The organism is Microcoleus sp. B3-D2 (genome assembly GCF_036705345.1).
GTDB lineage: Bacteria > Cyanobacteriota > Cyanobacteriia > Cyanobacteriales > Microcoleaceae > Microcoleus.
Map to the genome: position 1 here is coordinate 49,031 of NZ_JAUBUG010000043.1, position 12,878 is coordinate 61,908.

The 12,878-nt window shown below is 48.1% G+C and carries 4 protein-coding genes; 2 read left to right on the forward strand and 2 right to left on the reverse strand.

The annotated features are described in order from the left end of the window. Nucleotides 1-25 precede the first annotated feature (25 nt). Nucleotides 26-3,601, forward strand: coding sequence for an AAA-like domain-containing protein (locus QUB14_RS17345; RefSeq protein ID WP_333218277.1), 3,576 nt, complete (start codon nt 26-28; stop codon nt 3,599-3,601). 9 nt (nt 3,602-3,610) lie between these two features. Next, nucleotides 3,611-7,192 (forward strand): WD40 domain-containing protein, encoded by a 3,582-nt coding sequence (locus QUB14_RS17350; RefSeq protein ID WP_333218278.1) that lies wholly within the window; start codon nt 3,611-3,613, stop codon nt 7,190-7,192. Between the two features lie 245 nt (nt 7,193-7,437). Here QUB14_RS17350 and QUB14_RS17355 read toward each other — a convergent pair whose 3' ends face one another. Both QUB14_RS17355 and QUB14_RS17360 read right to left on the reverse strand, forming a co-directional pair. Then, a complete protein-coding gene (locus tag QUB14_RS17355) occupies nt 7,438-10,710 on the reverse strand; it encodes a DUF4347 domain-containing protein (protein ID WP_333218279.1) in 3,273 nt (1,090 codons plus the stop codon). Between the two features lie 776 nt (nt 10,711-11,486). After that, a partial coding sequence (locus tag QUB14_RS17360; RefSeq protein WP_333218280.1) for a calcium-binding protein occupies nt 11,487-12,878 on the reverse strand: 1,392 nt, incomplete at its 5' end.

Here is a 12,878-nt window from a genome sequence, read left to right on the forward strand (position 1 = left end):
ACATTTAAATTAACCCATAAACGGCATGACCAAGGTTACATACCAAATTGGAGGCAGTCTCGCCAATAATGCGCCTACCTATGTCGAACGACAAGCAGATATCGAACTTTATCAAGCCTTAAAACGAGGCGAGTTTTGCTACGTCCTTAACTCCCGACAGATGGGCAAATCTTCCCTTCTCGTTCGCACCCTGCACCGACTGCAAGCAGAAGGATTTCAATGCAGCGCGATCGACATGACCCGCATCGGCACCGAAAACATTACTCCTTTACAATGGTACAAAGGAATCGTTGGGGATTTGTGGCGCAGCTTTAATTTATTAGGAGAAGTTAATTTAAAAACTTGGTGGAAAGAACAAGAAGAAGTTTCTCTACTGCAAAGATTGAGTCACTTTATTGAAGATATTTTATTGACCAGATTTGCGGAGAAGCAAATTTTTATATTTGTCGATGAGATTGATAGTATTCTCAGTTTAGATTTTCCCGTCGATGATTTTTTCGCTTTGATTCGTTTCTGCTACAATCAACGAGCTATCAATCCCGAATATACCCGCATTACCTTCGCGATTTTCGGAGTAGCTACACCCAGCGATTTAATCGCCGATAAAAATCGGACACCTTTTAATATCGGACAAGCGATCGATTTGTCAGGATTTAGCTTAGAAGAAGCGCCACCATTAGCGAAAGGGTTAGAAAATGTCATAACCAATCCGCAGGCAGTTCTCAAAGAAATCTTATATTGGACGGGAGGACAGCCATTTTTAACGCAAAAAATATGTGAATTAGTAGTAAAAATTGCGGTATCAGCTCACAGCGGTGATTTAAAAATACCACCGGGAACCGAGGGATTTTTTGTGGAATCATTGGTGAGAAAAAACATCATAAATAAATGGGAATCGCAAGATGATCCAGAGCATTTAAAGACAATCCGCGATCGCATTCTTCGCAACGAACAACGCGCTGGCAGATTGCTCGGTATTTACCAACAAATTTTACAAGGTGTAGAAGTACCCACAGACGACAGCCGAGAGCAAATCGAATTAATTCTATCGGGATTAGTAGTCAAACAGTCAGGAGTGCTGCAAGTAAAAAACCGCATTTATCGACAAGTATTCAACCGAGAATGGGTAGAAAAACAATTAAGAGCACTGCGCCCTTACTCTCAAACTTTTGAGGCTTGGGTAGCTTCCAAACAACAAGACGAATCGCGCCTTTTGAGGGGTCAAGCCTTAAAAGATGCCCAAACTTGGGGGCAGGGAAAAAGTTTGAGTGACTTGGATTATCAATTCTTAGCCGCGAGCGCCGAAATAGACAGACGGGAAGTTCAACAAGCTTTAGAAGCCGAACGTGCCAAAGAAGTAGAAGCGCGATTAGAGCAAGAGAAACGGGCAACTCGATTGCAACAAATGTTGTTAGGTGCAGTTATAACCGCATTGCAACAATCGCAACTGAGCGAAATCGAAGCGCTCGCCACCTCCTCCGAAGCCCTCTTTACCATCGAGCGAAAATTAGACAGCCTCATTGCTGCCATCAAAGCCAAGCGCAAACTGCAACAACTCGGCAGCGCAAATCCCGAACTAGAAAATCGCGTGCAATTATTACTAGAGCAGGCAGTTTATGGCGCTTCGGAATTCAACCGCTTGTCAGGACATCAGGGGACACTGTTTAGATTAGCAATCAGTCCCGACGCTGGCACCATTGCCTCAGCAAGTTTCGACACCGAGGTCAAACTTTGGCAGCGAGATGGCACCCTTGTTGCGACTCTTCCCCACAACGGTACGTTATGGAGGTTGGCTTTTAGCCCCGACAGTAAACTCCTCGCTTGCGCCACTGGAGAGGGCACAGTTAAAGTTTGGCAGCAACAGGGAACTTCTTGGCACAGCCCCAAACTCCTACACACCCTTGAGGGAAACTGTACCGAGTATCAGCAGGGTCTGGCCTTCAGCCCAGATGGCGAGATTTTAGCCACATCCGGTCAGAATAACACCGTTAAACTCTGGGACAAAAACGGCGTTTTATTAACCATTCTCGATCACACCGATGCGGTGAGGAGTCTTCGCTTTAGCCCCGACGGGGAAATGCTCGTTAGCGGCAGCGAGGACGGCACGATCCGATTGTGGAAAAAAAACGGCGCATTCTGGGCATCGGTAAAGTTACAGAGAACGTTTCAAGGCCATAGCGCTGGCGTTTGGGATCTCGAGTTCAGTCCTGACGGCGAGATATTTGCCTCCGCCAGCATGGATAAAACTGTTAAACTTTGGCCTTCCAATGCTCCGTCAGCCGAAGAGTTACAGCCCCTACGAACCCTTAAGGGTCACGCATCTACCGTTGGGGGTCTAGATTTCAGTCCCGACGGTCAGATTATCGTCACAGCGAGCGCCGATCGAACCATCAAATTTTGGAGCAAAGATGGCAAAGAGCTCAGAACTTTTGCAGGGCATAGCGGTGGCGTGTGGGATATGGATTTGAGTTCTGACGGCACTTTCATTGCTTCGCTGGGTATAGGAAAAGCTGTCAAACTTTGGCAGCCGAAAAACATTTTTCAGTTGCCCCTGCAAGGTCATGACGCTGCTATTTATGGTACTGCTTTCGCTCCTGACGGAAAAATCGTCGCCACTGCAAGTATAGACGGCACGGTGAAACTTTGGCGACACGGCACTTTGCTTATGTCGGGGAACCCGCCAACGCAAGTGCCGACCGATGGTACGTTGCTCAAGACGCTTCAGGAGGGCAAAGGAGGGCTTTGGGCTGTGGCATTCAGTCCTGACGGTAAAGTGATTGCTGTGGGGGGCGAAACAACAGTTAAACTCTGGCACCAGGATGGCAGATTCCTGGGAGAAATCAACGCCCACAAAGGTACAGTTCACGGAATTACTTGGAGTCCTGACGGTAAAATTATTGCCACCGCAAGTACAGACGGCACGGTAAAACTCTGGCAGCCAAACGGCGTGTTAGTGCGAACTCTGAAGCTAGATGGCAGCGCCTTCTGGACTGTGGCCTTTAGCCCTGATGGAAAAGCTTTAGCCGTCGTCGGTAGCAGTGGTACTGTCGCTATCTGGAAGCCCGATGGCACTTTGTTGCAGGCGATTGATGCCCATCAGGCTCTGACTACGGGGGTCAGTTTCAGTCCCGATGGCAAGACACTCGCCTCAGCCAGTACAGATGGCACCGTCAAACTCTGGAAATTAGATCGCTCAGACACCTCAGTTCCTCAGAAAGCACTGCTACGGAGAACGCTCAAAGGCCACACAGAGGGAGTGGCGAAAGTTTCCTTTAGCCCGGATGGTGAAATCGTCGCTACGGCAAGTCTCGATAACACGGTGAAACTCTGGAACTCTAACGGCATCTTGCTGACGACGCTCACGGGGCATACAGGTGCGGTGGTAGCAATGTCCTTTAGTCCCGACGGCACTTTCCTTGTCTCCGGCAGCATGGACCAAACGGCGATTTTGTGGAATATAAAGCGAATTCTCAATACAGACCCGCTGGTGTTTGGTTGCGACTGGGTGCGGGATTATCTGCGGACAAATGCCGATGTGAAAGAGGAGGATAGACATTTGTGCGATCGAGTGGGCGATCGTGACATTCTCCGAAACAATTAACTATCCATTATGAAAGATTACTCTTACCACATTGGTGGCAGTCTCACAACTGATGCGCCTACCTATGTCGAACGACAAGCAGATATCCAACTTTATGAAGCCTTAAAAGAAGGCGAATTTTGCTACGTCCTCAACTCCCGACAGATGGGCAAATCTTCCCTTCTCGTTCGCACCCTGCACCGACTGCAAGCAGAAGGATTTCTATGCAGTGCGATCGACATGACTCGCATCGGCAGTGAAAACATTACTCCTTTACAGTGGTATAAAGGAATCGTTGGGGATTTGTGGCGCAGTTTTAATCTTGTAGGAAAAGTCAATTTAAAAACCTGGTGGCAAGAACAAGAAGAAGTTTCTCTCCTGCAAAAATTGAGTCAATTTATTGAAGATATTTTATTAGCCCAATTTCCCGAGAATCGAATTATTATATTTGTCGATGAGATTGATAGTATTTTAAGCTTAGATTTTCCCGTAGATGACTTTTTCGCCTTGATTCGTTATTGTTACAACCAACGAGCCCTCAATCCCGCATACAATCGGATTACCTTCGCGATTTTCGGAGTAGCTACACCCAGCGATTTAATCGCTGATAAAAATCGGACACCTTTTAATATCGGACAATCAGTAGATTTGCACGGGTTTTCCTGGGAAGAAGCCTCTCCTTTAACTAAAGGGTTAGATAGTGTAGTCAGTAATGCCGAGGCAATTATTAAAGCAATATTAGCTTGGACTTATGGGCAACCATTTCTGAGCCAAAAGCTGTGTCAATTGATAGTAATAGCCGCGCGAGAATCTCACAGTGACGTGCTGACAATTCCACCGGGAACAGAGGGATTTTTTGTGGAATCGCTGGTACGATCGCAGATCGTCCAGAATTGGGAATCTCAAGATGAGCCAGAGCATTTAAAGACGATCCGCGATCGCATTTTGAGAAATGAGCAACGTGCTGGAAGACTACTAGGCATCTATCAAAAAATCTTACAAGGAGTGGAAGTTCCCACCGATGACTCGCGAGAACAGGTAGAACTATTGCTGTCTGGTTTGGTAGTAAAATACCAGGGTTTTTTACAGGTAAGAAACCCCATTTATCAAGAAGTATTTAACAAAAAATGGGTAGAAAAAAATCTCGCTTCCTTGCGTCCATACTCTCAAGCCTTTGATGCTTGGATAACTTCCAAGCAGACCGATAAATCCCGACTCTTGCGCGGAGAGGCCTTGAAAAATGCTCAAGCTTGGGCCCAGGGTAAAAGTTTGAGTGACTTAGATTATCAGTTTTTAGGGGCTTCTGAAGAATTAGACCGAAGAGAAATGCAGGTAGGATTGGAAGCAGAGCGGGCTAAAGAAATTGAAGCCCGACTAACAGAACAACAAAAAAGACTAGCTGTAGAGAAAAAAAGTTCTAGGCGGCAAAGGTTTTTGCTTTTTGTAGTAAGTATAGCATTAATTATCGCCTGTGCATTGGGGCTAGCGGTGTATTTTCAGTATCGGCAAACTGCTGTCAGCGAAATCAAGGCGATCGCCAAATCTTCCGAAGCCTTATTCGCCTCAAATCAAAAATTAGACGCATTGATAGAGGCAATCAGAGGAAAGCGACAACTGCAAAAGTTAAGTGGCGTAGACCCCGAACTCGAACGCTCAGTTAAAGAAGCTCTCCATCAAGCTGTTTATGGAGCAGTTGACTATAATCATTTATCGGGGCATGACAATGTGGTTAATGATGTAACATTCAGTCCTGATGGGGAACTCATAGCCTCAGCTTCTGCCGATAAAACCATCGATCTTTGGAAAAAAGACGGTACAAAACTAGAAATGCTTCAAGGACACAACAATGCAGTTTGGGGAGTCGTATTTAACCCCAGAGGCGATCTAATTGCTTCTGCTTCTGCGGATAAAACAGTCAAACTTTGGCGCAAAAACAGTACAAATTTACCAAATGTCAAGCCGAGTTATACCTTGTGGCAGACCTTAAAAGGACATACCGATAACGTTACACAAGTCGCGATCGCTCCTAACAATCAGATTATTGCTTCCGCTTCAAAAGATAAAACAGTTAAACTCTGGAGTACAGACGGCAAACTGCACAGAACTCTCACCGGACATACAGATGAAGTTACCAGCGTTGCCTTTAGCCCGGACAGTCAAACTATTGCATCTGCTTCTAAAGATCGAACCATCAAACTCTGGAATGCAGAGGGTAAACTGATAGGAACCCTCACCGGACATACGGATAGAGTTATGAATGTTGCCTATGCGCCAAGCGCAGGCTACGCCAACAGCCCTTCAGAATATCTCATTGCCTCGGCGAGTGCGGATAAAACGGTCAAACTTTGGCACGTTGATGGAACTTTAGTCAAAACCCTAACTGGACACAGCGATGCCGTGACCAAAATCGCTTTTAACCCTCAAGGTGATTTGCTTGCCTCGGGAAGTCTAGACAGAACAGTCAAACTGTGGCAGCTTGACGGGACTCTGGTAAAAACCCTGCTAGTCGCGAAGGATGTCGTCTCTGGATTGGCTTGGAGTCCTGACGGGCAAATCTTCGCCTCATCCAGTTGGGATGGCCCGATCGCACTCTGGAAGCTTGATGACAGTTTGCTCAAGACTCTTAACGGACATCAAGCATCGATTTACACCATAAAATTTAGTCCTGATGGTAAGACAATTGCCACCGCCAGTCGTGATAATACCGTTAAACTTTGGCGGCTTGATGGTAGCTTAATTCGCACTTTCCCCAAACAAGCTGATAAAGTTTTCGGAGTAGATTTCAGCCCAAAAGGAGACACGATTGCTACAGGCGGTTATGACAGCACTGTACGGTTGTGGCAACTGGATGGCACGTTACTCCAGACTTTCACCGGACATCAAGGCAGAGTCTTCGCGGTTGATTTCCATCCAAATGGGCAGTCACTCGCGTCGGTGGGTGAGGACAAAACGGTCAAAGTCTGGAGGATTGACGGCACCCAATTGGCAACTCTCAAAGGGCATACCGATTACATTAACGCAGTGGCATTTAGCCCCGATGGAAAGCTCATTGCCTCTGGTAGTGTGGACGGCACTATCAAACTTTGGCAGTGGGATAGTGCGATCGCCTCTGGAAAGCCCAGCTACAAGCTTCTACACACTTTAACAAGCCATCGCCGTCAGGTGGCGGGAGTGGCATTTAGCCCTGACGGCAAGACTCTCGCTTCAGCAGGTATGGATAGCACGGTGAGACTTTGGCGGTTGGATGGTACAGAAATTAGAGCCTTAAAGGGACACAAAAATGGGGTATTCGGAGTGGCATTTAGCCCTGATGGCCAGACGATCGCCTCAGCAAGTTTTGACGGCACTGTTAAACTTTGGAGGTACGATGGTCAAGAGCTTGAAACTTTAAAAGGACATAGCGATGGGGTGTTCGGAGTGACATTTAGCCCTGATGGGAAGTTCGTCGCTTCAGCCAGTCAGGATACCACAGCAATTGTGTGGAATTTAGAGCAAATTTTCCAGCTCGATTTTCTGGAGTATGGATGCGACTGGGTGCGGGATTATTTGCTGACGAATGCTGATGTGAAGGAGGAGGATAGGCATTTGTGCGATCGTATTAAAACGGAATAATATCCAGTCCGCTTTATTAGGAATAATAGATTAATATGTGTGGGCTAGAGCATCAGAGGATTAGAGGATATTTATCATGCTTGGCTAATTTTTATTGGAAGATGCTACAACACTATATCAGATTTAACTACTCCCTTTATCTCTCAGTCGGCGGAGGCGGACTTCGTTTATTTAGTAGCGGTTTCAACCACCGAATGATACGCAGAATGATAAAGGGAGTAGCCAACCCGGATTTGGTATAATAACTACAGAGTAATGAAATCGCTAGCGGTAAGAATACCGGGGGTAATACCGTTAAGCTTCGCCAACAATTGATTGGTGTCCGTCACCGTAATCAAAGTCTGATTGTTGCTGGAAGTAATACTGAGTTGATTGAAACTCAAACCAGGATTCAACCCAAATAAATCCTCTCCCCTGCGGAAATCATTAATGATTTCGCTACCCAAACTTTGATTGAGGACAAACACATCATTTCCCGAACCTCCCGTCAATGTATCGTCCCCAACATCCCCGGAAAGGAAATCGGAACCGCTGCCACCGCTGAGAATATCATTACCTTTGCCGCCGTACAGGGTGTCGTTACCGATGTCGCCGCAAAGCACATCGTTGTCATTGCCGCCGAACAGTAAGTCGTTGCCCTCACCCGCATCGAGACTGTCGTTTTCTTTGCCGCCGTACAGGGTGTCATTTCCCTCCTCGCCAAAAATCAGGTCTGCACCTTCATTGCCAAAGGCAATATCGTTGCCGTTTCCGGCATTAATTGTGTCATTTCCTAAGTTGCCTAAAATGTAGTCATCGCCATCTTCACCCAGCAAGATATCGTCATCTTTACCGCCAAAAATGCTGTCGTTGCCCAGCCCGCCGGCAACAGTATCGCTGCCGAGATCTCCCCTCAACAAGTCGTCGCCATCGGCGCCGACAACAGTGTCAGGATCTTTACCAGCGTAGATGGTATCGTTGCCAGCGCCGCCAGAGATGTAATCGGTGCCTTCATTGCCAAAGATTGAATCGTTATCTGCGCCGCCGTCAATGTTGTCATTGCCGCCCATACCGTAGAGAGTATCGTTGCCGGCAAGTCCATTAATCGAGTCGTTGATGCCGCCACCCATGATGAAATCGGTACTGTCGCCGCCGTTAATAGTTTGTTGGACGGGGTTGGGTGTGATAGTGGCAGGGTCGAGTTGGGGGGCGTTGAGGCTATCGAGTAGGCAATCATCTGCGACCGGAGTTGGTGTGGGCGCGGGAGTTGGTGTTGGCGGCGGAGTCGGCGCAGGTGTGGGAGTCTCAGTTGGGGTGGGAGTCGGCGCCGGCGTCGGAGTTGGAGTCGGTGTTGGTGTGGGAGTTGGAGTCTCCGTGGGAGTCGGCGTTGGAGTCGGCGTTGGAGTTGGGGTCGGAGTCGGCGTTGGAGTTGGAGTTGGAGTCGGAGTTGGCGTGACTGTAGCGTTAAATTCGTAAGCGCCAATATCCACGATCGCACTTCCGTTATTATCACCATCTTGAGGGCGACTCACACCGCGCTGATCCGCAGCCGGCGCGCCCGCACCAGTACCGGTATCAATTGCCGGACTTCCTGTTAGCAGCGGCAGCACGAAAGCCCCGTTAATATTTTCCAAAGGGCCAAGTAAGGGATCTGCGATCGTCACATTTGCCGTAACATTATTGTCGTTAGGATCGCCCGTCGTGAGTTTATTAGGAAATTGCAGATTATTTCCCCCGTCGATTAATTCCCGCCCGGTTTGCTGCTTAATCTTAAAACGATTACCCGCCGTGTTGCTATCAAAAATAGAATTCTTGACAGTAATTGGCTGATTACCAGTAGCAATACCTCCCGAAAATTCCCCAGCGGTATTTTTAGCAAAAGTTGAATTGACGATGTTAGTCGAAAAGGAATCTCTGTTATTGACAACCATTCCTCCACCCTGCTTAGCAGCGCTGTTGCCGGAAAATGTACTGTTAACTACGCTGATTTTTCCATTTTCACCCAACCACAAGCCGCCGCCGCTATCATCGGCTGTGTTGTTGGCAAAGGTGCAGTTTGTCACTGTCAAATCGGCATTGCCGTGGCGGACGGCGCCGCCGGAGCCTCCCGACCCCGCTGCATTTTTGACAGCTTTGTTGTTAATAAAAGTGGTATTTTCCAACACCACTTTATCTTGCAAATAACCAAACAAAAAGGCTGCGCCTCCTTCTCCGGAGCTGATATTGCCATCAAAAACGCTGTTGCGGATGACAATATTTCCGGGAACAGGGCCAGGGGTTGCATTGGGGCCCGAAGCATTAGCGCCATCGACGAAAACTGCCCCGCCAACGCCTTGGTCTGTCACGTTGCCGGTGAATTTAGAGTTTTCGATCGTCATGCTGCCCAACAGGTTATTAACAGCTCCGCCGTTGCTGCCTTTGTTGTTGGTAAATTCGCTATCTCTGATAGCCAGAACACCACCGCTTTTAGTGGCGATCGCGCCGCCACCACGTTCGGTATTATCCGCTAGCGAACCATCATTGCCGCTAAACTTGCTGTTAATTACAGTCGTCGTGCTGCGGAAACCCGTGTAAATGCCGCCACCAAAACCGGCCACATTATTATTGACTTGGCAATTTTCTAAAGTTAAAGTGCTGTTACCTCTAGTTTGAATGCCACCACCGGCGCTAGTTGCGTCATTATTCGGATCGGTTCCAGAAACTTTGCCGTTGGCAACAATCAGGTTTTTTAGAGTAACATTTGTTGAACCTTCGGTTAGGATAACCCGCGAAGCATTGTTGCCACTGATGGTTAAATTGGCTGCACCAACTGCATCAATTGTCAAGTTTTTGTTGATGACAAGTTGACCGGAAGTGAGAGTAATTGTTTGGCTGGCAAGAGTGGAGGCAAATTGAATGGTATCGCCGGCAACAGCCGTGGCGATCGCATCTCTCAAGGAACCCGGCCCGCTATCATTATTGTTGGTAACGGTAATAGTCGCTAAAGTCCCTCGGTAATCCGCCATTGCTTCTGGAGTCAAGGCTAGCGGTGCTTCAATATCACCCTTGGCCAACTCCAAATTCCAGTTACCACCGCGGCCAGTGCGATCGCTAGATGCCGCAATATCAGCCCCGGTTAACTCGCCCAGGCGCTCGACAAAATCGCTTCCAGAACCCGCAGCAACATCGCAACCGTAAAGCACAATATCTGCTTTGTCGCTTAGCGCATTTCGCCACTCTTGCAACTGGCTTTTATATTGTGACAAATTATCCGAATTCAGTGTTGCAGAACCTAGCTGCAAGCTGCCAGAATTGCCGTGAGAAAAAACGTGAACTTGGTCTACAGTTTCCCCCGCCGCAGAAATTGTTTGCAGTTTCGCAGTAATTTGCTCGACTCCGTTACCATTTTTATCTAAAATGACGATCTCTGTACCGGGAAGCACGCCACCCGCAAGAGTTTGATAGTCATCTAACTCGGAATCAATGAAGACAATAGATTTAGAACCAGCATTGCGGAGAACAGATTGTGAATCCCTGTTGGTGGCAAAAGTTGAACTCATTTCGCATACCCATGAGAATGTTTACTATTTGCTGGTAGATTCACCTTGAAAGCAGAAGGCTAAAGATGCAGAAGGCAGTAGGCAGAATTAAAAACTCAACGATCCATCGGAAAGATTAAAATTTAGGGAAAAACTTTAATTCTCTCCCTAAGTGAAATCCGAGACTTGTCTCCCTACTCAGCTTAAGCTGTATGAAAATTGCGATTTTCTGAGCAATTAACTGCAGAGGATGTAATTTAAATAGTCCGGCACCAGTAACCTCTCTATGTAGATTGACAAGGCGCACCATTAGCGAGATAAATAGTGCATTAAACCATTTGGTAGCCTTGAGCCGGGAAAATCTCAAAAAGATTTTAGGAATTCCAAATTTCTGAGAATTTCTCTAGCTAGTACCTGATACATTCACATTAGAGAAAACCAGGAAAATTGCCTAAAAATTTGATTAATTTAATTTTTTTCCTAGCTGGCAAAAAGTTCCCAAAAATCTGAAATTTAGTGGTTGAGAAAGCTTGCTTTATTCGGGCGCTGTATATGGCTAGCCAACTCAGGAGTGCAATAGACGGAGGTGCCTCATTCTAGGTGTAGGCGATCGGCAATAAACAAGATTTATTACCGATCGCTGTTAAAAAGAATCAGATCGATCGCTCCTCTTCGTTGGCGTAGCCCCCGTAGGGGCGGGCTGCGCTAACGTCATCCACCAAATTTCAGGAGTTTGAGAGCTTTCTTCACCACTCCTGAGGGGTCGGGCTGCTTATGGCGCACCCTACCCGAGGCAGTTAGATTGTTACCTGAGTGAAATCGCTAGCGGTGAGAATACCGGGGGTAATACCGTTAAGCTTCGCCAACAATTGATTGGTGTCCGTCACAGTAATCAAAGTTTGATTGTTGCTGGAAGTAATACTGAGTTGATTAAAACTCAAACCAGAATTCAACCCAAATAAATCCTCGGCCTTGCGGAAATCATTAATGATGTCGCTACCCAAACTTTGATTGAGGACAAATACATCATTTCCCGAACCACCAGTCAAAGTATCGTCCCCAACATTGCCGGAAAGGAAATCGTCCCCAGCACCGCCGCTGAGAATATCATTACCTTTGCCGCCGTACAGGGTATCGTTACCGATGTCGCCGCAAAGCACATCGTTTTCATTGCCGCCGAACAGTAAGTCGTTGCCCTCACCGCCATCAAGACTGTCGTTTTCTTTGCCGCCGTACAGGGTGTCATTTCCCTCCTCGCCAAAAATCAGGTCTGCACCTTCATTGCCAAAGGCAATATCGTTGCCGTTTCCGGCATTAATTGTGTCATTTCCTAAGTTGCCTAAAATGTAGTCATCGCCATCTTCACCCAGCAAGATATCGTCATCTTTACCGCCGAAAATGCTGTCGTTACCAACGCCGCCGGCAACTGTATCATTGCCGACATCTCCCCTCAACAAGTCGTCGCCCTCGGCATCTACCACAGTGTCAGGATCTTTGCCTGCGTAGATGGTATCGTTGCCAGCGCCGCCAGAGATGAAATCGCTGCCTCCATTGCCGAAGATTGAGTCGTTATCTGCACCGCCTTGGATGTTGTCATTCTCGCCCATGCCGTAGAGAGTATCGTTGCCGGCTTGTCCGTTAATTGACTCGTTGATGCCACCGCCCATGATGAAATCGTTACCTTCGCCGCCGTTGACAGTTTGTTGGACGGGGTTGGGGGTGATGGTGGCAGGATCTAGTTGCGGGGCGTTGAGGCTATCGAGTAGGCAATCATCTGCAGGCGGAGTTGGAGTCGGAGTCGGTTCCGGTGTCGGCGGAGTCGGAGTCGGTTCCGGTGTGGGAGTCGGAGTCGGTTCCGGTGTGGGAGTTGGAGTCGGTTCCGGTGTGGGAGTTGGAGTCGGTTCCGGTGTGGGAGTTGGAGTCGGTTCCGGTGTGGGTGTCGGAGTCTCAGTAGGAATCGGCGCGGGAGTAGGAGTCGGCGCCGGCGTCGGCGGAGTTGGAGTTGGTGCGGGTGTCGGAGTTGGAGTTGGTTCCGGTGTGGGAGTTGGAGTTGGTGCGGGTGTCGGAGTTGGCGCCGGTGCGGGTGTTGGAGTTGGCGCCGGTGCGGGTGTCGGAGTTGGCGCCGGTGCGGGTGTCGGAGTTGGCGCCGGTGCGGGTGTCGGAGTTGGCGCCGGTGCGGGTGTCGGAGT

Excerpts from the sequence above, each read along its gene's own strand:
- QUB14_RS17345 (WP_333218277.1), top strand. The coding sequence starts at position 26 with ATGACCAAGGTTACATACCAAATTGGAGGCAGTCTCGCCAATAATGCG.
- QUB14_RS17350 (WP_333218278.1), top strand. The coding sequence starts at position 3,611 with ATGAAAGATTACTCTTACCACATTGGTGGCAGTCTCACAACTGATGCG.
- QUB14_RS17355 (WP_333218279.1), bottom strand. The coding sequence starts at position 10,710 with ATGAGTTCAACTTTTGCCACCAACAGGGATTCACAATCTGTTCTCCGC.